Here is a 22,697-nt window from a genome sequence, read left to right as displayed (position 1 = left end):
ACCCGCGACGATGCGGGAAGTCCTCGGGCATTTCGCATCCGGCATCGTGGTCGTGACCGCGTCGGGCCCGTCCGGACCGCTCGGGTTCACCTGCCAGTCCTTCGCATCGCTCTCGCTGGAGCCGGCGCTGGTCAGCTTCGCACCGGCACGCACGTCGTCGACGTGGCCGCGGATCCGCGAGACCGGGGCGTTCTGCGTCAACGTCCTCTCGGCGGGCCAGCAGCACCTGTCGGCGGGCTTCGCGCGTTCGGGCGTGGACAAGTTCGCCGGCGTGAGCTGGTGGCCGGGCCCGGAGGGCGCGCCGGTGCTCGACGGCGCGTGCGCGTGGATCGCGTGCACCCTGTGGCGGGAGTACGACGGCGGCGACCACACGATCGTCGTCGGCCGGGTGCGCGACCTCGGCGCCGACCCGACCCGGCCCCCGCTGCTGTACCACCGGGGCCGTTACGGTCTGGCCAGGCACATCGAGGAGGACCGATGACACGGGTACTGGGCGTGGTGGCGGGACCGGAGCCGGGTGGCCGCACCGCCACCGCCGTGGCCGGCGTGCTCGCCGGCGCGGAGAAGGCGGGCGCGACCACGTCGATCATCGAACTGTCCGAGGCGGGCGTCGAGGCGGTGATCGACGCGTTCGGCGACGCCGACGCCGTGGTGTTCGGCAGCCCGATCTACCGGGCCACCTACAGCGCCCTGCTGAAGGACCTGCTCGAGCGCACCGAGCGCGGCAAGTGGGGCGAGTCCACGGCCCCGCTGCAGGGCAAGGCGGCCGCCACCGTCCTCACCGGGGCGAGCGGCCACCACTACCTCGCCCTCGGCGACCTGCGGAACGTGCTCGCCGGTTTCTTCGCGGTGCAGGTGCTCTCCCCGGGCCTGTACCTCGACCACGGCGGCTACGTCGACCGCACCACCCTCACCGACCAGAGCGCCGAGCTCGCCGCGGCGCACGGGGCGGCGCTGGTCGACCTCGCGGCGGCGGTGCGGGGGTCGGGGGCGTTGCAGGCCATCACGCCGCAGATCTGAGGGCGGGCGCGGCCCCGCTGTCGGCGTGACGGCGGGGCCGGCCGAAGGGCCGGCTCGGGCCGGCGCTGACCGAACGTTCGAGACGCCCGGGCTGCCGGCCGACCCCGGGTTGCGCTCCGGATGCGGCTGCTTCGCCGTGGCGGTGCGCGTTCGGATCGACGAGGGTGATCGCATGTCTGCGGAACCGGCCGGCCAGGAACCACGGTTCGACCTCGAGTTCGGTCTCTTCGACTGGGTCGACGCCCACCCCGGGCTGACGGCGGGTGAGGTGTACGACGCGCGGCTGCGGATCCTCGCCGAAGCCGACCAGGGTGGGTTCGCCGTCTACCACCTGGCCGAGCACCACGGCACCCCGCTCGGGCTCGCCCCGTCCCCGGCGGTGTTCGTCGCCGCCGCGGCGCGGGCGACCGAGCGCATCCGCCTCGCGCCCACGACCTTCGTCGTGCCGCTCTACGACCCGCTGCGGTTGGTCGAGGAGATCGCCATGCTCGACCAGCTCAGCCACGGCCGGCTCGACATCGGCGTGGGCAGGGGATCGTCCCCGTACGAGGCCGCGATGTACGGGCTGACCCCGCCGGAGGCCGCGCAACGGTTCGATCTGCTCGTCCCGAGCATCCTCGAGGCGCTGGAGACCGGCCGGTTCCGGCGGCCGGCCGGAGACGGAACGACCGCTGACGAGGTCGATCTGCACGTCACAGCGCGCCAGCGGCCCCATCCGCCGCTGTGGTACCCGACGTCCAACCCGGCGTCGATCCCACGGCTCGGCGAGCAGGGCTACAACGTGCTGTTCGGGTTCGGCTTCGTCTCCCCGCCCCTGGAGGTGGTCCGCGAGCAGCGCCGGATCTTCGCCGAGCGGTTCTCGGAATCGGAGGCGCGGGGCCGGGCCCGCTGCAGCCTGCCGGGCCGGGCGCCGCGCTTCGGTGTGATGCGCCACGTGCTGGTCGCACCGACCGACGAGGAAGCGCTCGCCGTCGGTCGCGCGGCGTTCGCCGACCACCACACGAACTTCACCCACTTGTGGCGCAAGCACGGCAGCGAGCGGTTCTCCGAGCCGCTCGACTTCGACCGGCTGGTCGCCGAACAGAAGCTGTTCGTCGGCTCGCCGGAGACGGTGAGCGCGCAGGTCGGTGAAGCGGTCACCTGCGGGGAGGTGAACTACCTCGCGGGCGCCTTCGCATGGGGCTCGCTGGACCCCGACATCGCGCTGCGCTCCCTGCGGCTCTTCCGCGACGAGGTCATCCCGTCCGTCCGGCGCGAAGCCGTCGTCGGCCGCACCGGTCGCGGAACGACCTCGCCCAGTTGAGCTCGCCTTCGCGCCGCCCGGCGCAGCGGGTATCGCGCTCGCCCGCCCCCAGCGGCAACGCGGATCGGGTCCCGCGGAACCCACCGACGGCCCGCACCGCGGTCACCGAGCGGCCGCGAACGGAACCGTCCGGGCCCGGCCCGGCACGAGCTCCCCGCCACCCGGCGGCTCCCACAACCCGCGCCGCTGCAGGATCGGCAACACGCCCTCGCCCACCCACCAGGCCTCCTCGAGGTGGGGGTGGCCGGAGAGCACGAACTCGTCGATGCCCAGCGCGTGGTACTCGGCGATGCGGTCGGCCACCTCGGTGTGGCTGCCGACGAGGGCGGTGCCCGCGCCACCCCGCACGAGGCCGACGCCCGCCCACAGGTTCGGGGACACCTCGAGGTCGGCCGTCGACCCGCCGTGCAGGGCGCGCATGCGCCGCTGGCCCTCCGACTCGCTGCGCGCGAGCCCGGCCTGCACCCGCTCGATCGTGGCCGGGTCGATCGCCGCGAGCAGCGACTCGGCGTGCGCCCACGCCTGCTCCGAGGTGTCCCGCGTGATCACGTGCAGGCGGATGCCGAAGCGGACGGTGCGGCCGTGCTCGGCGGCGAGCGCCCGCACGGCCGTGATCTTCTCCGCGACCTGCGCCGGCGGCTCGCCCCAGGTCAGGTAGACGTCGACGTGCTCGGCGGCCACCCGCAGGGCGGCGGGGGAGGAGCCGCCGAAGTACAGCGGCGGCACCGGGTCGGGCAGCCGGTCGAGGTGAGCGCCCTCGACGCGCAGGTGCTCGCCGGTCAGCTCGACCCGCTCCCCGCGCCACAGCGCCCGCACCACCTGCAGGAACTCGGCGGTGCGGCGGTAGCGGGCGTCCTTGTCGAGGAAGTCGCCGTAGGCGCGCTGCTCGGCCGGCTCGCCGCCGGTGACGACGTTGAGCAGCAGCCGCCCGCCGGAGTGGCGCTGGTAGGTGGCCGCCATCTGGGCAGCGAGCGTGGGGGAGACGAAGCCCGGCCGGAACGCGACGAGGAACTTCAGCCGCTCGGTCTCGCCGACCAGCATCGCGGTGGTGAGCCAGGCGTCCTCGCACCACGCCCCGGTGGGGGTGAGGGCGCCTGCGAACCCGACCTGTTCGGCCGCCCTGGCGACCTGGGTCAGGTAGCCGATCGAGGCCGGGCGCACGCCGCCCGCCGAGCCGACGCCGACGCCGTGGCCGCCGCCGACGAGCTGGCGGCCGTCGCCGTAGGTGGGCAGGAACCAGTGAGCGGTCAGGGACACGAAGGATCTCTCCTCGCCGAACGGGCACAGAAAGCATTTCCAATGCAGCACGGCGGCGGCGCGAATGCAAACGTCGGCAATCGTCCGGACATTGTTGTTCCACCGTGTGGACGGGGCCCGGAGTTGTCCCGACAAATCGGCGTGATGTCCGTCGCAAAAACGTCGGAGCTTTGATCGCGGAAGCCTTTTTCCCTACCGTTCTCGGTTGTGCTGGTCCGTCGCCACCACGTCGACTTCTGCCGCACGAGCACGGCGGTCTGTCCGGCCTGACGCCTCGTCGTTCGTCCCTGCTCGTTCCCCGGAGCCCCGCATGCCCTCCCCCGTGCTCTCCCGTCGTCTGCTGCTGCGTTCCGCCCTCGGCGCGGGCGCCGTCGTCGGCCTCGGCCCGCTGCTGGCCGCCTGCGGCGACGGCGGCTCGACCACGGCCCTGCCCGCGGGCGAGACCGCCGACCTGACGGGCGCGACGATCCGCGCGATGGTGAACCAGCCGCACGTGCTGGCGTTCACCGAACTGCTCGCGCCCGCGTTCGAGCGCGAGTTCGGGGGCAGGCTGGAAACGACCGCGGTGCCCTACGACCAGCTCACGAGCCAACAGATCCTGGACGTGCAGGGCGGCGCCGGGCAGTTCGACGTGTTCGACTACTTCTACTTCGGCCTCGGCGCGCTCGTGGACGCCGGCGCATTGGTCGACCTGACCGACCAGCTCGCCGCGGTCGACACGTCGGATTTCCTGCGCTCGGTCTACGACGCCTACACGCTGCTCGACGGCCGCCGCTACGGCGTGCCGTTCGACGGCGACGTGCACGTCCTCTACTACAACCGCGAGGTCTTCGAGACCTACGGCCTCGAACCGCCGCGAACCTGGGACGAGTACGACGCCGCGGCGCGCACCATCACCGAGCGCAGCGGCGGCTCCGTCTACGGGGCGGTGGTCGAGGGCCAGCAGGTGCCGATGATCCTCGGCTGCTCGTTCATCAACCGCCTCGCCGGATACGGCGGCTCGCTGCTCGGCCCGGACGGCGCCCCGGCGCTCACGTCGGACGCGGCGCACGCCGCGCTGCAGCACCTGGTCGACGTCGCCCCCTACGCGCTGCCGACCCCGCTGCAGATCGGCTTCGACCAGGCCAACTCGGCGTTCCTGTCCGGCCAGGCCGCGATGCTGGACACCTGGACCGACCTGGGGCTCAAGGCGCAGGACCCGGCGAGCTCGCAGATCGTCGACAAGTGGGGCGTGGTGCCGCTACCGGTCGGCGGCTCCAACACCGAGCACCGCACCGCGCTCAACGCCGGCTTCGGGCTCGGCGTGTCCACCGCCGCGGCCGACCCGGCGCAGGCGGCGGCGTTCGTGCTGTGGGCGACCGACCGCACCCGCAACCTGCTGCTGGCGAGCACCGCGGGTGCCGGCATCGACCCGGCCCGGCGCAGCACCCTGGAGTCCCCGGAGTACGCCGCCGCGACCGCACCGGCCACCGAGGTCATCCGACAGGCGCTGACCGGCTCCCCGCTGGTGTGGCCGAAGGACACCGACGCGCCCCGGCTGCTGCAGGACCTCGTCGACCAGCTGGCGCTCGCCATCTCCGGAGCCCAGACGCCGCAGCAGTCGCTGGCCAACGCGCAGGCGAGCTGGGAGCGGGCGCTGACGTGACGGCGACGCTCGAGCGCCCGGCGACCGGTGCCCCGGCGGCGCGGGCGCGGACGCGTGCGCAGCGGCGGGCCGGCCATCGGGTCCCCCGGTGGCTCGCGATCCCCGCCGTGGTGTCGCTGCTGATCACCGGCCTTTACCCGGCGGCGGCCGGGCTCGCGCTGGCGTTGACCGACTCGTCGCTGGCCCGGCCGCTGCGCGGGTTCGTGGGGTTCGACAACTTCGTCGCCGCCGCCGAGTCGGTGGCGTTCGGCGGGTCGCTGGTGCGGTCGGCGCTGTTCGCGGTGTTCGCCACCGCGCTCGCCGTGGTCGCGGGCACGGCCGGGGCGCTCGCGCTGCAGGCGCGCGGCGGCCGGTTCGGGCTGCTGGGCGCGGTGCTGCTGCTGCCGATGGTCACGCCGCCGGTGTCGGTCGGCGTGGCGTGGAAGCTGCTGCTCGCCCCGGTCGGCGGCGGGCTCACCGGGCTGTGGGACGCGCTCGGCGTCTCCGGCTTCAACCCGCTCGGGTCCGGCGTGGGTGCGTTCGCGACGCTCGTCGTCACCCACGCGTGGCAGTGGGCGCCGCTGGTGCTCCTGCTCGTCTACGCGGCCCTGCTCGGGGTGCCCGCCGAGCTGTGGGAGGCCGCCGCGCTCGACGGGGCGGGCTGGTGGCGCACGCTGCGTTCGGTGGTGGCGCCGGTGGTCGCGCCGACGGTGCTCGCCGCGGCCGTGCTGCAGCTGGTGATCGCGTTCAAGGTGTTCGACCTGGTCGCGGTGGTCACCGCGGGCGGGCCGGGGGTCTCGACGATCGTCGCGAGCTTCGAGGTGTTCCGCACCGCGTTCCGCGGCAGCTTCGAGGTCGGCACGGCCGCGGCCGAGACGATCGTCCTCGGGTTGCTCGTCGGCGTGGTGCTCGGCGCCGCCGGGTTGGTCACGCGCCACACCCGGGGGGACGCATGAGGGCCGCCGCCTCCCGCGCCGTGCTCGCCGTGGCGGCGCTGCTCGCGATCGCCCCGGTGGTGTTCCTCGTGTCCCTCTCGCTGCGCGGGGTCGACGACGTGCAGAACGGCGGCTGGCTGCCCGAGCGGGTGCGCTGGGACAACTGGCCCGCGGCGTTCCAGACCGTGCCGCTCGCGCAGATGCTCGCCAACTCCTGGGTGGTCGCGCTCGGCGCCACCCTGCTCACGGCGCTCGTCGCCGTGCCGACCGCGTACGTCACCGCCCGCGCGGGTCGCTCCGGCAAGCGCCTGCACTCGGCCCTGCTCGCCGCCTACTGCGCCCCGCCGATCGTCGCGGTGCTGCCGCTGTACTTCCTGCTGAAGTCGGTCGGGCTGACCAACTCGGTGGTGGGGCTCGCCCTGGTCAACGGCCTGGCGAACGTGCCGGTCGCGGTGTGGCTGCTCGACGGGTTCGTCCGCCGCGTGCCCGCCGAGGTCGAGGAGGCGGCCTGGGTCGACGGCCTGTCCGTCGCGGCGGGCCTGCGCCGGGTGGTGCTGCCGCTGATCGTGCCGGGCCTGGTGGCGGCGTCGCTGGTCTGCTTCTTCCTCGCCTACAACGAGTTCCTGTTCGCGGTGTCGTTCGCCCAGTCCCCGTCCGCCCAGACGCTCACCGTCGGCCTGTCGCTGTTCCAGGGCGACCGCACCGTGCAGTTCGGGCAGCAGGCCGCGGCCTCGCTGGTCGCGATCGTGCCCGTGTACGTCCTCGCCGTCCTCGCCCAGCGGGCGCTGGTCGGCGGCCTCTCCCAGGGAGCTGTCCGTTGACTCGCCGGATCCATCTCAACGCCTTCGACATGACCTGCGCCGGGCACCAGGCGCCCGGCCTGTGGCGGCACCCCGACGACCAGTCGCACCGCTACCGCGACCTGAGCTACTGGACCGACCTCGCCCAGCTGTTGGAGCGCGGCGGCTTCACCAGCCTGTTCATCGCCGACGTGCTCGGGGTCTACGACGTCTACCGCGGCGGCCCCGAGACCGCGATCCGCGACGGCGCGCAGGTGCCCGTCGGCGACCCGACGCTGGCCGTCCCCGCGATGGCCGCGGTCACCGAGCACCTCGGCTTCGGCGTGACCGTCTCGCTGACCTACGAGAAGCCGTACGCGTTCGCCCGCCGGTTCGCCACGCTCGACCACTACACGCAGGGGCGGATCGCCTGGAACGTCGTCACCTCCTACCTGGAGTCGGCGGCCCGCAACCTCGGCCTGGAGCACCAGGTACCCCACGACCAGCGCTACGACGTGGCCGACGAGTTCATGGAGGTCGTCTACAAGCTCTGGGAGGGCTCCTGGGAGGACGACGCGGTGCGGCTGGACAAGGCCGCGGGCGTCTACGCCGACCCGGAGAAGGTGCACCCGATCGGCCACCACGGCCGCTACTTCGACGTGCCCGGCATCGCGCTCACCGAGCCGTCGCCCCAGCGCACCCCGGTGATCTTCCAGGCGGGCGCGTCGCCGCGGGGCCGCCGGTTCGCCGCCGGCCACGCCGAGGGCATCTTCACCACGGCGACCCGCCCGGAGATCCTCGGCCGCTCGATCGCCGAGACCCGCAGGCTCGCCGCCGAGCTGGGCCGCGACCCGCGCTCGATCAAGTTCTTCTCGCTGATGACCGTGATCACGGCCGCCACCGACGAGGAGGCGCAGGCCAAGTACGAGGAGTACCGCCGCTACGTGAGCCTGGAGGGCGCGCTCACCCTCTACGGCGGCTGGAGCGGGCTCGACCTGTCGCGGATGGACCCCGACGAGCCGCTGCGCTACGCCGAGACCGAAGCCGTGCGCAGCGCCGTCGAGGCGTTCACCACCGTGGACCCGGACCGGGACTGGACGCCCCGCGACATCGCCGAGTGGGTCGGCATCGGCGGCATGGGCGTCGTCGTGGTCGGCAGCCCGGAGACGGTCGTCGACGAGATGGAGCGCTGGGTCGAGGTCGCCGACGTCGACGGGTTCAACCTCGCCTACGCGATCACCCCCGGCACGTTCGTCGACCTGGTCGAGCTGGTGGTGCCCGAGCTGCGCCGCCGCGGCCTGGTGCCCGAGCGCTACGCGGGCAGCACGCTGCGCGAGGAGCTCTACGGGCCGGGGCAGGTGCGGCTGCGCCCCGACCACCCCGGCGCCCGCTTCGCCGCGAAGGCGGTGTCGCGATGACCGCGACCGCCGCCCGGGTGATCACCGGCGACGCCGAGGCGCTCGCGGTCGCCCGCGACCTCGCCGCCGAGCTCGCCACCGGCGACAGCGAGCGGGACGCGCAGCGCAGGCTGCCGCGCGCCGAGGTCGCCGCGCTCGCCGCGTCCGGCCTGCTCGGGGTGACGGTGCCGCGCGAGCACGGCGGCGCCGACGTCTCGGCCCGCACGATGGGCGAGCTGATGGCCGTGCTCGCCGAGGGCGACGCCAGCGTCGGTCAGATCCCGCAGAACCACTTCTTCTTCGTGGAGGTCCTGCGCGAGGCGGCGAGCCCGGCGCAGAAGGAGTTCTTCTTCGCCGAGGTGCTCGCCGGGCGGCACTTCGGCAACGCGCTGTCGGAGCGGGGCACCAAGAGCCCCCGCGACTACGCCATCCGGTTCGAGCCGCGCCCCGGCGGCGACGTGCTCGTCGACGGCACCAAGTACTACGCGACCGGCTCGCCGTTCGCGCCCTGGATCCCGATCTACGCCAACGACCCGGACGGCCGCCTGGTCGCCGCGTGGGTGCCCGCCGACGCGCCCGGCGTCACGGTCGAGGACGACTGGCACGGGATGGGGCAGCGCACCACCGGCAGCGGCACGGTGCGGTTCGACCAGGTCGTGATCCCGGCCGACTGGGTGGTGCCGGTCTGGACGATCTTCGAGCGGCCGGAGGTGTTCGGCGCGTTCGGCAACTACCTGCACGCCGGGGTCGACCTGGGCATCGCGCGGGCGGCGCTGCGCGACGCGAAGGACCTCGTCCGGCGCATCGCCCGGCCCGGCATCGAGTCGACCGTGGACCGGCCCGCGGACGACCCGCTGATCATCCAGGAGTTCGGCGAGCTCGCCCTGCGGGTGCGCACCGCGGCCGCCCTGCTGCACGAGGCGGGCGACGCGCTCGACGCGGCGCGGGCCGCACCGACCGTCGAGTCGGCCGCGGAGGCCTCCGTCGCGGTCGCGGCGGCCCGGGCCGAGACCGACCGCGCCGCCGTGAGCGTGGCGAGCGACGTGTTCGCCCTCATCGGGGCCCGGGCCAGCGCCCAGGAGCTCAACCTGCACCGCCACTGGCGCAACGCGCGCACCCACACGCTGCACGACCCGCGCCGGATGAAGGTCTTCCACATCGGCAACCACGCCCTGAACGACGTCCCGCCGCCCCCGAGCGGCCTGGTCTAGGAGGAGTTCGTGAGCCTCACCCACGAGCAGGCGGTCGAGGCGGCCCGCGGCGTGGCCGCCGTCCTCGCCAAGGACGCCCTCGACCGCGACCGGGCCAACGCCGAGCCGGTCGCCGAGGCCCGGCTGCTGCGCGACGCCGGCCTGCCCGCCCTGCTGCTGCCCGCGTCCGTCGGCGGTGCGGGCCTGGGCTGGGCCACCGCGCTGCGGGTGGTCCGCGAGATCGCGGTGGCCGACGGCTCGATCGCCCAGCTGCTCGGCTACCACTACGTCAACGTCGCCAACCTGTGGTGGGTCGGCGGGCTGGGGGCGTGGGGCCCGCGGTCGGCGGCGGAGCAGTGGCTGTGGGGCGACGCGGTCAACCCCACCGACCCGGACCTCGTGCTCGTCCCCGACGGCGACGGCTACCGGCTCAACGGCCGCAAGACGTTCGCGACCGGGGTGTCGGTGGGGGACGCCTCGGTGGTGTCCGGGGTCGTCGAGTCCGGCCCCGATGCGGGCACGCACCTGCTCGTCGTGGTGCGGGGCGACGCGCCCGGCCTCGTGCCCGGCGGCGACTGGGACAACCTCGGCCAGCGCCTGTCGGCCAGCGGGAGCGTCACCTTCACCGACGTCGCGATCACCCCGGAGCAGGTTCTCGGCGGCCTCGGCGCGGGCGCGGCCACCCCGCGCGCCTCGCTGGTGACGCCCGCGATCCAGGCGGTGTTCGGGGCGTTCTACCTCGGCGTCGCGCAGGGCGCACTGGCGACGGCGCGCGACTACACCCGCACCACGTCCCGGCCGTGGCTGCTGTCGGACAGCCCGAGCGCGACGGCCGACCCGTACGTGCTCGCCACCTACGGCCGCCTCGTCGCCGCCACCCGGGCGGTGGAGGCGCTCGCCGACGACGTGGCCGACCACCTCGACCGCGCCGACGCCGCGGGCGACGACCTCACCTGGGAGGCCCGCGGCGAGCTCGCCGAGCACGTGGCCGCGCTCAAGGTGGTCTCCACCGACGTCGCCCTCGACGTCACCAACACGATCTTCGAGGTGACCGGGGCGCGGGCCACGAGCAACAAGGTCGGGCTGGACCGGTTCTGGCGCAACGTGCGCACCCACACGCTGCACGACCCCGTCGCGTACAAGCGCCGCGAGGTGGGTGATCATTTCCTCAACGGGACGTACCCGGAGTTCACGCTGTACACGTGATCTGATGGGATGACGCGCCGGGAGCTCGGGGGGCGGGTGTGGCACAACGGCGGGAGACGCGCACGGCGTACCTGCTGCTCGCCCCGAGCCTGTTCGGGATCAGCGCCTTCCTGGTGCTGCCGATCCTCGTCGTCGCGGTGCTCGCCCTGCAGCGCTGGGACCTGATCGGACCGCGCACGTTCGTCGGGTTCGACAACGTGGTGGCGGTGGCCGCCGACGGGCGGTTCGCCCGCTCCCTGCTGATCACCGCGGTGTTCGTCGCGATCGTGATCCCGGCGCAGACCGTGCTCGGGCTGGTCGTGGCGCTGCTGCTCAACCGGGGCCTGCCCGGGTCGGGCGCGTTCCGGGTGATCTACGTGCTGCCGTGGATCTGCGCGCCGCTCGCGCTCGGCGTGCTGTGGAGCTGGGTGCTCGCCCCCACCGACGGCGCGCTCAACGCGCTGATCGGCCGCCGCGTCGAGTGGCTCGCCGACCCCGCGCTCGCGCTGCCGTCGGTCGCGGCGGTGACGGTGTGGACGCACGTCGGCTACGTCGCGCTGTTCTTCTCCGCGGGGCTGCGCGCCATCCCGGACACCGTGCACGAGGCCGCGATGCTCGACGGCGCGGGCCCGTGGCAGCGCTTCTGGCGGATCACGCTGCCGCTGCTGCGGCCCACCACGTTCTTCGTGCTGGTCACGCAGGTCATCGCGACGTTCCAGGTGTTCGACTCCGTCTACGCGCTCACCCCCGACGGCGGGCCGCAGGGCGTCACCGACGTCGTCGCGGGGCGCATCTACTACGAGGCGTTCGAGCAGCGCGCGGTCGGGCAGGCCGCGGTGATGGCGCTGGTGCTGTTCGTGCTGCTCGTCGCGGTCACCGTCGTCCAGCAGCGGTGGTTCGCCCGCCGCACGACCTACGAGCTCACGACATGAGGGCCGCCGCGACGTACCTGCTGCTCGGGCTGGGCGCGGTCGTGACGCTCGGCCCGTTCCTGCTCGGGCTCGCCACGGCGCTGAAGTCGCCGCGGCAGTTCGCGTCGGAACCCGTGCTCGCCCCGCCCGACCCGCCCACGCTCGCCAACTTCGCCGAGCTGTTCGGCGAGCGCTACGACTTCATCGCTCCGACCGTGGTCACCGCGCAGGTGGTGGCCGTGATCCTGGCCGGGCAGCTGGTGTTCTCGGTGTTCGCCGCCTACGCGTTCGCCCGGCTGCGCTTCCCCGGCCGCGACGCGCTGTTCTGGGTGTACCTGGCCACCTTGATGGTGCCCCAGATCGTCACGATCATCCCGCTCTACGCCCTGTTCTCCGACCTGGGCATCCGCAACACGTTCTGGGCGCTCGTGCTCCCGTACGTCTTCGGGCACCCGTACGGGATCTTCCTGCTGCGCGAGTACTTCCGCGGCATCCCGGGCGACCTGCTCGACGCGGCGAAGCTCGACGGCGCCGGGACGCTGCGGATCCTGTGGCACGTCGTCGTCCCGGTGAGCCGGCCGATCCTCGCCACGCTCTCGATCATCACCGTGGTCACCCACTGGAACAGCTTCCTGTGGCCGCTGGTGATCACCAGCGGGCGGCAGTGGCAGGTGCTCACGGTGGCGACGTCAGCGTTGCAGTCGCAGTACAACTCCAACTGGACGATCGTCATGGCCGCGACGACGATCGCGATCCTGCCCCTCATGATCCTGTTCCTGGTGTTCCAGCGCCACGTCGTCCGCTCGATCACGATCACCGGATTCCGGTAGGAGTTCTGCATGGGAATGCGCGCACTCGTCGCGGCCGCCGTCGCCGCGCTCGCCCTGGCGGCCTGCTCGCCCGCCGGACCCGATGACGCGCCCTCCGCCGAGGGCGTCACCACCGTCACCGTGCGCCTGTGGGACGACCAGGTCGCCGCCGCGTACGAGCAGTCGTTCGACGAGTTCACGCGGCAGAACCCGGACATCCAGGTGCAGCTCGACGTCGTGCCGTGGAAGGACTACTTCGTCCGGCTGCCCCTCGACGTCGCGGGCGGCACGGTCGACGACATCTACTGGCTCAACAGCTCCAACTTCGGGGCGCTCGCCGACCAGGGGAAGCTGATCGACGTCGGCCGCGAGCTCGCCGACCTGCAGGCGGGCTGGGTGCCCGCCGCGGTGGAGCAGTACTCGCGGAACGGCACGCTGTGGGGCGTGCCCGCCCTCACCGACGGGCGCATCGCCGTCTACTACAACAAGGCGTTGGTCGAGGCCGCGGGCGTCGACCCGAACGACCTGACCTGGCACCCGACCGACCCGTCCGCCGACACGTTCCTGCCCGCGGTCCGCAAGCTCACCCGCGACAGCGCGGGCCGCACCGCCGACCAGCCGGACTTCGACCCGGGCGCGATCACCCAGTACGGCTTCAACGCCGCCCGCGACCTGCAGGCGATCTACTACAACTTCGTCGGCTCCAACGGCGGGCGCATCCAGGCCGACGACGGGACGCTCACGTTCACCGACCCGAAGACGGTCGAGGCGTTCGACTACATGGTCAAGCTGGTCAACACCCACCACGTGGCGCCGTCGGCCGCCGACACCAACGACAACCCGGACTTCAGCCGCGACCAGTTCCTGCAGGGCAAGATGGCGCTGTTCCAGTCCGGCACCTACAACCTCAAGAACGTCGGCGACGGGGCCACGTTCGAGTGGGGCATCGCGCCGCTCGTCGCCGGGCCGCAGGGCCGGGTCAGCGTCGTCAACAGCGTGATCGCCGCCGGCAACGCCGACAGCCCGCGCCGCGACGCGATCCTGAAGGTGCTGCGCTGGATCGGCTCGGAGGAGGGCGCCTCCTACCTCGGTGAGGAGGGCGCCGCGCTGCCCGCCGTCACCGCCGCGCAGCAGGCCTTCTACGACTACTGGGAGGGCCAGGGCGTCGACACGCGGTTCTTCGGCGACGCAGGCGGCACGGAGACGATCCCCGCCCCGTTCGGGCCGAAGTTCGAGGCCGCCTCCACCGCGTTCAACCCCGTGCTCAACGAGGTCTTCGCCGGCCGAACCCCGGTGGCGGAGGGCCTGGCCCAGGCCCAGGAGGTGGGCAACGCCGCGCTGCGCTGAGGTGACTTCAGCGCTGAGGTGACTTCAGGAAAGCCACATTCACGAAGTGCAGCTTCATGGATGTGGCTTTCCTGAACTTCGCCGGGGAGCGGTGTCTCAGGGGCCCGCGACCGGCATGCGGGTCGCCTCGGCGCAGGCGTAGCTCGCGGCGTCGTCGGGGTCGCCCTCGCCGTTCCAGCGGGCGACGGTCGGGTACGGGCAGATCGGGCGGGTCGCGGTGGTGGCCCCGTTCTCGTCGAGCCGCACCCCGGCCAGGGTCTCGGGCGCGGTGCCGTTCTCGACCCACTCCACGAGCGCGCCGAGCGGGTCGGCCGGCTGGGCGCCCGCGCCGCCCCGGCAGTGCCCGACCCCCGGCGCGAGGAACAGGCGCACGAACTCGCTCGCCTGCTCGGGACCGAGCGTCGCCCGCACCCGCTCGTAGTAGTCGACGGTGCCCTGGAACGGGACCCCGAAGTCGGCGGCGCCGTGCCAGAGCAGCAGCTTGCCGCCGGAGTCGGCGAACGCCGACAGGTCGGGGTCGGCCGCCCCGAGCACGTCGTCGTAGGTGCGGACGGCCTGGTCGAAGAACGCCTCGAACGAGGCGGGGGTGAGCGTCGTCCAGTCCCAGCCGCGGTCGTGGGCGAGGAAGAGCCCGAACCACCACAGGTCGTACTGGAACGGCTTGCCCACGAGCCGCCCGTCGACCTCCTCGGTGTCGTGCAGCCCGGCGAACGGGGCGCCCGGCGCGAGCCCGTACCAGAGGAAGCGGCCGTCGGTCCGGCGCGGGCCCTCGCCGATCCGCCGGATCACCTCGGCGTCGGCCGCGGTGATCGCGCCGCACGGCGTCTCCCGGCCGACCAGCGTGCCCGGGTCGAACCGGCAGGCGAGCGGGTCGCCGATCACCCCGTCGACGACCCCGTCGCCGAGGGTGTCGCAGGCCTCGACCGCCGCCGCGAGCGCGGCCTCGAACTTGCACGCCGGCACCGGGTTGCCCGCCGACAGCATGACGACCTGGCCCCAGATCTGGCCCGTCTGCATCTCCGGGAAGTTGATGACCGGGGCGCCGGCGGCGATCCCGTCGTACTCCTCGGGGTGGCGCTGGGCCTCCATCACGCCCTGGCGGCCGCCGGTGGAGCAGCCGTTGAAGTACGAGCGAGCGGGGTCGCTGCCGTAGAAGGCGCGGATGACGTCTTTCGCCGCGAGGGTCATGTCGTGGACGCCCTCGTGGCCGAAGTCCTCGATCGCGGGCCAGTTCGGGTTGCCGGTGGCGTCCAGCGCGAAGTCCGCCGTCGGGCCGGTGTGCCCGGCGTCGGTCGCCGCCGCGGCGTAGCCGGCGCGCAACGGCTCGAGCAGCCGTTCCGGGTCGCCGCCGAGGAACCCGCCGCCGCCCACGGCCTGGAACCGCCCGTTCCAGCCGTCCACCGGCAGGTACACCCACACGGTGACCACACCGTCGTCGACCGGGTCGGTGACGGTCAGCGTCACCCGGCAGGACCGCGGCGTGGTGGCGTCGCCCGGGTCCTCGTGGGCCTCCGCCACGGTCGTGGCGGGCCGCGCCAGCTCGCGCAGGGCGTCGCAGGAGCGCTCGGGCAGCGGGGGCGAGGCCGGCGCGGGCGCGGAGCTGCAGGCCGCCGCCAGCCCGGTCGCGAGGAGCGCTGCCGCAACGCTGCTGACCCGGCGCCATCGCACACCCGGAACGTAGGCGCCTGCGCGAGCGGCCCACCACGCGCAACCGGCTCACCCGCGCTACGACACTTGTCGCAGGTCAGCGCGTCACACGGCGCCGGCCTGACGGGCGAGCGCGGCCGCGATCACGCGCGCGCCGTCGGGGAAGCGCTCCGGCGCGGGCCCCGAGTAGTTGAGGCGCACGTAGGCGCCCGCGGGCTCGGCGGGGAACCACTCCGTGCCCGGCGCGATCAGCACGCCCTCGGCCTCGCAGTCGCGGGTCAGCCGCTCGGCGTCGGTGCCCTCGGGCAGGCGCACCCACAGGTGCAGGCCGCCGCGGGGCACGTGGTCGAGCTGCGCGTCCGGCACGTGCTCGGCGAGGCTTTCGACCAGCAGGTCCCGGCGGGCCCGCAGCTGGCGGCCGAGGTGGCGCAGGTGCGCGTGCCAGCCGCGCTGGGTGACGACGTCGAGCGCGGCGGCCTGCAGCACGTCGCTCACGTACATCGACTCGGCGCCGCGGTCGGACAGGATCCGGTCGCGCACCGGACCGCGGGCCACCACGGCCGCGACCCGCACCGACGGCGACCTCCGCCCCGCTGATGGTCGCGCTGGCGGGCGCCTCGGCGCTGGCGGAGCCGCCGTCGGCGTCCCCGGCGGAGTGGGCGGCGTTCGCCTACCTCGGGGTGGTGAGCATGTACCTCGGCTTCTTCGCCTGGTACCGGGGGCTCGCCATCGGGCCGATGGCGCGGGTGAGCCAGGTGCAACTGGTGCAGCCCGTGCTCACGATCGGCTGGGCGGCGCTGCTGCTCGGCGAGGAGCTGACCTGGCCGACCGGGCTCGGCGGCGTCGCGGTGATCCTCTGCGCCGCGGCGGCCGTGCGCATCCGGTCCGGGGGAGGGCCACTATCCGGCGAGGGCACCGCGCGCAGCGGGCCACGGCGGGTCGAGCTCCGAGAACAGGCTGAGGTTCTCCGCGCAGTCGCGCACGAGCGCGGCCGCGTCCGGCAGGACGGGGCGGCCGTCGAGCAGCACCACCGCCTCCGCGGGCAGCGGGCGGGCCGGGCCGTCGCGCCGCACCGCCTCCAGCAGGTGCATGAACGGCGCGCACGCGGCGAGCGGGGCGAGCAGCGGCACCGCCGGGTCGGCGAGGTGGGCCACCAGGTTGTCCAGCAGCGGGGCCCGCCCCGGTGGCCCGCTGACCTCCGCGCCGTCGGCCGTGCGCCCGGTGAGCGTGTCGGTGGTGTACTCGAGCTCCAGCCTGCCCCGCTCGCCGTGCACGACGATCCGCGGCGGCGACTGGTCGGGCGCGCACAGGGTGACGGCCACGACGATCGGCAGCCCGTCCACCGTGAGCCGGGCCGCGGCCGTGTCGTCGCTCTCGGGGGAGAGGACCCGGTAGCGCTCCAGCTCGACCGCGACCTCGGCGTCGTCGGCCACCCCGGCGACGCGCAGCGCCGACGCGGTGGCGTGCGCGAACGGGTTGGTGAGCGCGCCGTCGGTGACCGGCGCGCCGTCGAGCTCCATGCGACCCGCCCACGCGGCGCGGGTGAAGTAGGAGCGCTCCCTCACCCACGCCCCGTGCACCCCGATCCCGCGCACCCGCCCGACCGCGCCGTCGGCGACCAGCCGAGCGGCGTGCGCGAGGGCGTGGGAGCCGAACGACTGGAACCCGACCTGGCACACCCGCCCCGCCGCGGCGGCCTCCGCCACCAGCGCGCGGAACTGCTCCATCGACGCGGTCGGGGGCTTCTCCACGTACAGGTGCGACCCCGCCGCGAGCGCGAGCCGCGCGAGCGGCAGGTGGGTGTGGATCGGCGTCGAGACGATCGTGACGTCGGGGCGGACCCGGTCGAGCAGCTCGGCTGCGTCGGCGAGCACCGGCACGTCCGCGCCGCCGGGCAGGGCCCGCACCCGCTCGAGGGCGTCGGGATCGGGCGGTCGCGGGTCGGCGAGGCCGGCCACCCGCACCGCACCGGTGCCGGCGACGCGCAGGAGCCCGTCCAGGTGCACCCGTCCGAAGCCGTGCACGCCCAGCAGGGCGACGCGCGGCGCTGCGTCCACCGTCATGGTCCTCCCAACGGAAAGCGGTTGCCAGCCTACGTCACGCGGGCGGCGGGGGCGGGCGTAACGCGGCCGCGGGCAACTGCGAGCACCTGATGCCCCCAGCACCACGGCTCGCCGCGGCAGCTCCCCCGCACGGCGCGGCGGCCGTACCCCGTTCAGGAGCTCCACCGTGTCACGTTCTGGTTCCGCCCCGGCGGGCCGCGCGGTCCGGCTCGCGGCCGCCGGGTTGACCGCGGCCGCGCTCGCGGGCTGCGCAGGCGCGGTCGACGCGCCGCTCGCCGCCCAGCCGCCGGTCCGGCTGCCGGTCCCCGACGTGGTCGGCACACCGCTCGACGTCGCGACGGCCGCGCTGGACGCCGCGGGGTTCGCCGCCGCCCCCCGCGACGCGCTGCGCCACCGCGCGCGGCCCGTCGGCCGCACGTGGGTCGTCTGCACGCAGGACCCCGGGCCGGTCCCCGCCCCGGCGGGCACCGTCGTCGAGCTGGGCGTGGTCGAGGAGGGCGAGGCGTGTCCCGGCCCCGCCCCGGCGCCGCTCGCCGCCATGCGCACCGTTCCCACCACCGCCCTGCCGACCACCGGCCCGCGCGCCGCGGCGGCACCGCCCCCGACGCCCACGCCCGCGCCCCGGGCCGCGACCCCGCGCCGGATCCTCGCACCGGACGAGGCCGGTCAGCCGTAGCGCCACCCCGCGGTGATGAACGAGCGGAGCAGCTCGGTGCTCGAGGCGGGCGGGGGAGCGTCGGAGAGGTTGCCGATCCGGTCGTCGAAGGCGCTCTGGGTGAGCGCGCCCACCGCGAACAGGTAGCTCCACTCGTAGAAGCCCGGCGGCTTGCCCGGCAGCGCGCGCCGCAGGGCGGCGATGAACTCGCGCGCCATGGGGTCGAACATCTCGCGGATCACGGGCCGCTGCATGCTCGACGGGTCGGCGGCCTCCCGCAGCACCAGCCTGCGGTACCAGGCGCCCTCCTCGGCGAGCGCGACCACCGGGTCCATGAACGCGGCGACGATCCGCTCCAGCGCGTCCGGCGCCGCGAAGTCGTCGATCTCGCGCAGCAGCCGCAGGCGCTCCTCGTTGACGTGCTGGCGGCGGGCGAAGACGGCGACGTAGAGCTCGAGCTTGGACGGGAAGTGGTAGCCGACCAGCGACAGCTGCACCCCGGCGGCCGCGGCGACCTGGCGCAGCGTCGTGGCGTGGTAGCCGGACTCGGCGAACACCCGCTCCGCGGCGTCCAGGATCCGCTCCCGCCTCTCCGGTGGCGGCCCCGCGTCGTCCGGCATGCCGCCACCGTACTGCACGAGCGTCCAGTCGGATATTGACCCGACTGACTGGACGTCCGTACAGTCGGGAGGCACCGGCTCGAAGGGGAGACGCGATGCGGCGCATGCGGTGGGTGGTCCTGGGCGGCAGCTTCCTCGCCTACATGTTCGACGCGATGGAGATCATCCTGCTGTCCCTGGCGCTCCCGGCGATCCGCGAGGACCTGCAGCTCAGCCCGGCCCAGGGCGGCCTGCTCGCCACCGCGACGCTGCTCGGCATCGGCCTGTCCAGCGTGCTCGCGGGCTACGTCTCCGACAACTTCGGCCGCAAGACCGCGCTGGTCGCCTCGCTCACGACGTTCGGGGTGTTCACCGCGGCGCTCGCGGTGGTGCCGAACTTCGAGCTGTTCCTGCTGCTGCGGTTCGTCGCCGGATTCGGGCTCGGCGGGGTGTGGGGCGTGGTGTCGGCGTACGTCGTCGAGACGTGGCCCAGCGAGTCCCGCGGCCGGGCCGCGGCGTTCGTGCTGAGCAGCTTCCCGATCGGCGGCGTGGTGGCGGCCGTGCTCTCCGGCGTGTTCCTGCCCGACTGGCGGCTGATGTTCTTCGTCGCGGGCGCCGGGGTGGTCCTGCCGCTGCTGGTGGTGATCCCGCTGTTCCCGGAGTCGTCGGCGTGGAGCGAGGTGAAGGCCGCCGACGCGGGCGGCCGGGTGTCGGTCACCGAGATCTTCGCGAAGGACGTGCGGCGCCGGACGATCGTCGCCACCCTCGTGGCCGGGCTCGCCCTCACCGGGTGGTGGGGCGGTTCGACCTGGCTGCCGACCTACCTCGCGCAGGACCGCGGCATCCCGACCGCGACGGTGGCAGTCTTCATGACCGTGCTGAACCTCGGCATGTTCGTCGGCTACAACGCGTTCGGCCTCATCGCGGACCGGATCGGGCGCCGCTCGGCGATCATCGTCTCGCTGCTGGGCGTGGCGGTGACCCTCCCGCTCTACGCGCTGACCACCAACCAGACCGCGCTGCTGTGGTTCGGCCCGCTGTTCGCGTTCTTCGCGGCGTTCACCGGCCTGTTCGGCTCCTACATCGGAGAGCTGTTCCCCACCCGGATCCGCACCACCGGGGCCGGGTTCTGCTTCAACGTCGGCCGCGGGGTGTCGGCGTTCGCGCCGTTCGGGCTCGCCGCCGTGGCCGGGGTCATCGGCCTGTCCGGTGGCCTGCTGGTCTGCGCGGCGTTCTTCGCCGCGGCCGGCCTGCTGACGTTCCTGCTGCCCCGCACCGACGTCCCCACCGCCGTACCCGAGAGGACCGCATGACCACGATGCCCCCGCCCGAGCTGGCCGAGCTCGCACCGGGCGTGTTCGCCTACGTCCAGCCCGACGGCAGCTGGATGATCAACAACACCGGAGCGGTGGCCGGGGACACCGGGCACCTGCTCGTCGACACCACGTCCACCGAGTCGCGCAACCGGGCGCTGTTCGCCGCGGTCGCGGAGGTCTGCCCGGGGCAGCCGCGGGGGCTGGTCAACACCCACCACCACGGTGACCACACCTACGGCAACTGGCTCGTCCCGGAGCAGACGCCGGTCATCGGCCACGTCACCTGCCGCGAGGACGTGCTGGCCGCGGGGCTCGTCGCCGCGCAGGTGCTCACCGGGCCCGACTACGGCCGGATCGAGATCCGCCCGCCGGACCTCACGTTCACCGAGGCCATGACGCTGCACCTCGGGGAGCGGCGGGTGGAGCTGGTCCACGTCGGGCCGGCCCACACCCGCAGCGACGTGATCGTGTGGTTGCCGGAGGAGCGGGTGCTCTTCTCCGGGGACCTCGCGTTCGCGGGCGGCCAGCCGTTCCTCGTCGAGGGCAGCGTCGCGGGATACCGGCCCGCCCTCGACCGGATCCGCGCGCTGGAGCCGGAGGTCCTCGTGCCGGGCCACGGGCCGGTGTGCCGGGGCGAGGAGATTCCCGCGCTGCTCGACGACCTGGCCGAGTACGCCGCGTTCGTCGACGCCGTCGCGCGCGAGCACCACGCCGCGGGGCACACGCCGCTCGAGGCCGCGACCGCCGAGAAGGACAACCGGTTCGCCTCGTGGCAGGAGAGCGAGCGGCTCGTCGGCAACCTGCACCGCGCCTACAACGAGCTGGACGGCAACCCGCTGGGCACGCGCATCCCGCTCGACTCGGTGTGGCCGGACATGATCGCCTTCCACGGCGGACCGATAGGGTGCTACGCCTGATGCGCTGGGTCACATATCGCACGGCGGCCGGCGGCGAGCGCCCCGGGCTGCTGCAGGACGGGCGCGTGCACGGGCTGGACGGCACGCTGCTGGAGCTGATCGAGTCGGGGCTTTCGGCCGCGGGGGAGCGGGCGCTGTCCGACCCGGTGGAGGTGGTCGAGCTCGCCGACGTGCAGCTCGCGGCGCCGATCCCGCGGCCGCCGTCGGTGCGCGACTTCCTGTCGTTCGAGGAGCACCTGCGCAACGCGCTGCGCGCGCTGGGCCGGGAGCGGGTGCCGCCGGTGTGGTTCGAGCAGCCGGTGTTCTACTTCTCCAACCCGGCGGCGATCCTCGGCCCCGACGCCGAGGTCCCGATCTCGCCCGGGTGCGCGGCCTTCGACTACGAGGTGGAGGTGGCCGCGGTCGTCGGGCGCGCGGGCAGCGACCTCTCGCCCGCGCAGGCGGAGTCGCACATCGCCGGCTACACGATCTTCTGCGACTGGTCGGCGCGGGACGTGCAGCAGCGCGAGTCGACGGCCGGGCTGGGCCCGGCGAAGGGCAAGGACGGCGCCACCAGCCTCGGCCCGGTGCTCGTCACCCCGGACGAGCTGGAGCCGTACCGCGAGGGCAAGGGCTTCCGGCTCGCGATGCGGGCGGCGGTCAACGGCCGCGACACCGGCGGCGGCAGCTGGGCCGACATCCACTGGTCGTTCGGGCAGATGCTCGCCTACGCCTCCCGCGGCACCCGGCTGCTGCCGGGCGACGTGATCGGCAGCGGCACGGTCGGCACCGGCTGCCTGCTGGAGCTGTCGGGCCTGCACGGCTCGGAGGCCTACCCGTGGCTGAAGCCCGGTGACGTCGTGACGATCGAGGTGGAGCAGCTCGGGGCGCTGACGGGCCGGATCGTCCCCGGCCCGGACGTGGTTCCCCTGACCTGACCTCGGCCGGCCGCGCTCAGGGGGCGGCGCTCCACCCCTCGCGGGTGCCGAACTCCTGCAGCGCGGCCGCCGTCGCGGCGTCGGTGGGGGTAGAGAGCCTCGACGACGATGTCGTCGAGGGTGATGTCGAACGCGGCGCCGAACGTGGTGATCGTGCTGAGGAACGACGGCTCGGCCCGGTCGTAGGTGATCCGCAGCGGCATCGCGATCTCGGCCGGGTCCGGCGGCTCGTCGTCACCGTCACCGTGGCCGGCGAGCTCGGCGTGCAGGGCGAGCAGCTCCGGGTCGCCGGTCTGGTGGGCCTGGCGGGCCAGCCGCGACAGCAGGAAGCGGCGCACCTGCGCCTCGTTGACCAGGCGGCGGGCGAACCCGTCCGGGTGCAGGCCCAGCCGCATCATGTTGACCGGTGGTTCGAGCAGCGCGGGCGCCGCGCCCGCGAGCAGGACGCGCGCCGCGTCGTTGGCGAGCAGCAGGTTCCAGCGGCGGTCGACCACCACCGCCGGGTTGGGCAGGTGCGCGCGCAGGATCTGGCGCAGCGCCTGCCGCGCGGCCCGCAGGTCGGGGGCGTCGAGCGGGCGTTCCCGAAACACCGGCGCGTAGCCCGCCGCGACGAGCAGCCGGTTGCGCTCCCGCAGCGGGACCTGCAGGTGCTCGGCGAGGTGCAGGACCATGCGGCGGCTCGGGACCGTGCGGCCGGTCTCGACGAAGCTGATGTGCCGCGAGGAGACGTCGGCCTGGATCGCGAGGTCGAGCTGGCTCAGCCTGCGCCGGCGGCGCCATTCCCGCAGCAGCTCGCCGACCTCCACCGTCCGAGTTCTACCGGCGC

The 22,697-nt window shown here is 74.1% G+C and carries 22 protein-coding genes and 1 pseudogene; 17 read left to right on the top strand and 6 right to left on the bottom strand.

All coding sequences use genetic code 11. The annotated features are described in order from the left end of the window. Nucleotides 1-10 precede the first annotated feature (10 nt). The 3 genes from VKZ81_RS21430 (at nt 11) to VKZ81_RS21420 (ending at nt 2,323) form a co-directional block, all read left to right on the top strand. Nucleotides 11-481, top strand: coding sequence for a flavin reductase family protein (locus tag VKZ81_RS21430; RefSeq protein WP_414709437.1), 471 nt, complete (start codon nt 11-13; stop codon nt 479-481). Next, entirely contained in the window at nt 478-1,020 is a 543-nt protein-coding gene (locus VKZ81_RS21425; RefSeq protein WP_324243417.1) for an NAD(P)H-dependent oxidoreductase, read from the top strand. Before VKZ81_RS21430 ends, VKZ81_RS21425 begins: the two co-directional genes overlap by 4 nt. A gap of 172 nt (nt 1,021-1,192) precedes the next feature. Then, complete coding sequence (locus VKZ81_RS21420; protein ID WP_324243416.1) at nt 1,193-2,323, top strand: LLM class flavin-dependent oxidoreductase; 1,131 nt, start codon at nt 1,193-1,195, stop codon at nt 2,321-2,323. A gap of 102 nt (nt 2,324-2,425) precedes the next feature. Here the strand turns inward: VKZ81_RS21420 and VKZ81_RS21415 are convergent, their stop codons facing one another. Next, entirely contained in the window at nt 2,426-3,580 is a 1,155-nt protein-coding gene (locus VKZ81_RS21415; RefSeq protein ID WP_324243415.1) for an LLM class flavin-dependent oxidoreductase, read from the bottom strand. A 310-nt stretch (nt 3,581-3,890) separates the two neighbouring features. Here VKZ81_RS21415 and VKZ81_RS21410 point away from each other — a divergent pair, with 310 nt between their 5' ends. The 9 genes from VKZ81_RS21410 to VKZ81_RS21370 are packed head-to-tail and all read left to right on the top strand — an operon-like array spanning nt 3,891 to nt 13,757. Beyond that, nucleotides 3,891-5,225: an ABC transporter substrate-binding protein gene (locus VKZ81_RS21410; RefSeq protein ID WP_324243414.1), complete on the top strand. Its 1,335-nt coding sequence runs from the start codon at nt 3,891-3,893 to the stop codon at nt 5,223-5,225. Then, the gene (locus tag VKZ81_RS21405) at nt 5,222-6,160 is read left to right on the top strand and encodes a carbohydrate ABC transporter permease (protein WP_324243413.1); all 939 of its coding nucleotides are present in this window, start codon (nt 5,222-5,224) and stop codon (nt 6,158-6,160) included. Before VKZ81_RS21410 ends, VKZ81_RS21405 begins: the two co-directional genes overlap by 4 nt. After that, nucleotides 6,157-6,960 (top strand): carbohydrate ABC transporter permease, encoded by an 804-nt coding sequence (locus tag VKZ81_RS21400; protein ID WP_324243412.1) that lies wholly within the window; start codon nt 6,157-6,159, stop codon nt 6,958-6,960. The genes VKZ81_RS21405 and VKZ81_RS21400 overlap by 4 nt, the downstream gene beginning before the upstream one ends. After that, entirely contained in the window at nt 6,957-8,336 is a 1,380-nt protein-coding gene (locus tag VKZ81_RS21395; RefSeq protein WP_324243411.1) for an LLM class flavin-dependent oxidoreductase, read from the top strand. The genes VKZ81_RS21400 and VKZ81_RS21395 overlap by 4 nt, the downstream gene beginning before the upstream one ends. Beyond that, on the top strand, nt 8,333-9,526 hold the full coding sequence (locus VKZ81_RS21390) for an SfnB family sulfur acquisition oxidoreductase (RefSeq protein ID WP_324243410.1): 1,194 nt from the start codon (nt 8,333-8,335) through the stop codon (nt 9,524-9,526). The genes VKZ81_RS21395 and VKZ81_RS21390 overlap by 4 nt, the downstream gene beginning before the upstream one ends. 9 nt (nt 9,527-9,535) lie before the next feature. After that, nucleotides 9,536-10,711, top strand: a complete 1,176-nt coding sequence (locus VKZ81_RS21385; RefSeq protein WP_324243409.1) for an acyl-CoA dehydrogenase family protein — start codon at nt 9,536-9,538, stop codon at nt 10,709-10,711. 38 nt (nt 10,712-10,749) lie between these two features. Next, the gene (locus VKZ81_RS21380; RefSeq protein ID WP_324243408.1) at nt 10,750-11,622 is read left to right on the top strand and encodes a carbohydrate ABC transporter permease; all 873 of its coding nucleotides are present in this window, start codon (nt 10,750-10,752) and stop codon (nt 11,620-11,622) included. Continuing rightward, nucleotides 11,619-12,431 carry a carbohydrate ABC transporter permease gene (locus VKZ81_RS21375; protein WP_324243407.1) on the top strand — a complete coding sequence of 271 codons (813 nt, stop codon included), beginning with the start codon at nt 11,619-11,621 and terminating at the stop codon, nt 12,429-12,431. The genes VKZ81_RS21380 and VKZ81_RS21375 overlap by 4 nt, the downstream gene beginning before the upstream one ends. A gap of 9 nt (nt 12,432-12,440) precedes the next feature. Next, entirely contained in the window at nt 12,441-13,757 is a 1,317-nt protein-coding gene (locus VKZ81_RS21370; protein WP_324243406.1) for an ABC transporter substrate-binding protein, read from the top strand. A gap of 96 nt (nt 13,758-13,853) precedes the next feature. On the opposite strand, the gene VKZ81_RS21365 is transcribed toward VKZ81_RS21370, so the two are convergent. After that, nucleotides 13,854-15,425, bottom strand: coding sequence for a tannase/feruloyl esterase family alpha/beta hydrolase (locus VKZ81_RS21365; RefSeq protein WP_324243405.1), 1,572 nt, complete (start codon nt 15,423-15,425; stop codon nt 13,854-13,856). Nucleotides 15,426-15,509: 84 nt separating this feature from the next. Continuing rightward, on the bottom strand, nt 15,510-15,977 hold the full coding sequence (locus tag VKZ81_RS21360) for an aminotransferase-like domain-containing protein (protein WP_324243404.1): 468 nt from the start codon (nt 15,975-15,977) through the stop codon (nt 15,510-15,512). 23 nt (nt 15,978-16,000) lie between these two features. Here VKZ81_RS21360 and VKZ81_RS21355 point away from each other — a divergent pair. Continuing rightward, a pseudogene (locus VKZ81_RS21355) lies at nt 16,001-16,207 on the top strand (EamA family transporter); the annotation flags it as partial. A 96-nt stretch (nt 16,208-16,303) separates the two neighbouring features. On the opposite strand, the gene VKZ81_RS21350 reads toward VKZ81_RS21355, so the two are convergent. After that, a complete protein-coding gene (locus tag VKZ81_RS21350) occupies nt 16,304-17,467 on the bottom strand; it encodes a Gfo/Idh/MocA family protein (protein ID WP_324243403.1) in 1,164 nt (387 codons plus the stop codon). A 166-nt stretch (nt 17,468-17,633) separates the two neighbouring features. Between VKZ81_RS21350 and VKZ81_RS21345 the strand changes: the two genes are divergently transcribed. After that, the gene (locus VKZ81_RS21345; protein ID WP_324243402.1) at nt 17,634-18,143 is read left to right on the top strand and encodes a hypothetical protein; all 510 of its coding nucleotides are present in this window, start codon (nt 17,634-17,636) and stop codon (nt 18,141-18,143) included. On the opposite strand, the gene VKZ81_RS21340 is transcribed toward VKZ81_RS21345, so the two are convergent. Then, nucleotides 18,134-18,742: a TetR/AcrR family transcriptional regulator gene (locus VKZ81_RS21340; protein WP_324243401.1), complete on the bottom strand. Its 609-nt coding sequence runs from the start codon at nt 18,740-18,742 to the stop codon at nt 18,134-18,136. The two genes, VKZ81_RS21345 and VKZ81_RS21340, sit on opposite strands and share 10 nt — an antisense overlap. 95 nt (nt 18,743-18,837) lie before the next feature. Here VKZ81_RS21340 and VKZ81_RS21335 point away from each other — a divergent pair, with 95 nt between their 5' ends. Genes VKZ81_RS21335 through VKZ81_RS21325 form a run of 3 tightly spaced genes read left to right on the top strand, consistent with a single transcriptional unit; the run spans nt 18,838 to nt 21,871 of the window. Next, complete coding sequence (locus VKZ81_RS21335) at nt 18,838-20,034, top strand: MFS transporter (protein WP_324243400.1); 1,197 nt, start codon at nt 18,838-18,840, stop codon at nt 20,032-20,034. After that, complete coding sequence (locus VKZ81_RS21330) at nt 20,031-20,954, top strand: MBL fold metallo-hydrolase (RefSeq protein WP_324243399.1); 924 nt, start codon at nt 20,031-20,033, stop codon at nt 20,952-20,954. Before VKZ81_RS21335 ends, VKZ81_RS21330 begins: the two co-directional genes overlap by 4 nt. Then, nucleotides 20,954-21,871, top strand: a complete 918-nt coding sequence (locus VKZ81_RS21325) for a fumarylacetoacetate hydrolase family protein (protein ID WP_324243398.1) — start codon at nt 20,954-20,956, stop codon at nt 21,869-21,871. The genes VKZ81_RS21330 and VKZ81_RS21325 overlap by 1 nt, the downstream gene beginning before the upstream one ends. Here VKZ81_RS21325 and VKZ81_RS21320 read toward each other — a convergent pair. After that, entirely contained in the window at nt 21,766-22,677 is a 912-nt protein-coding gene (locus VKZ81_RS21320; RefSeq protein ID WP_324243397.1) for a helix-turn-helix transcriptional regulator, read from the bottom strand. The genes VKZ81_RS21325 and VKZ81_RS21320 overlap by 106 nt on opposite strands. Nucleotides 22,678-22,697 lie beyond the last annotated feature (20 nt).

This window comes from Pseudonocardia sp. (genome assembly GCF_035305885.1).
Taxonomy (GTDB): Bacteria; Actinomycetota; Actinomycetes; order Mycobacteriales; family Pseudonocardiaceae; genus Pseudonocardia.
This window is presented reverse-complemented; position numbering and strand designations above follow the sequence as displayed.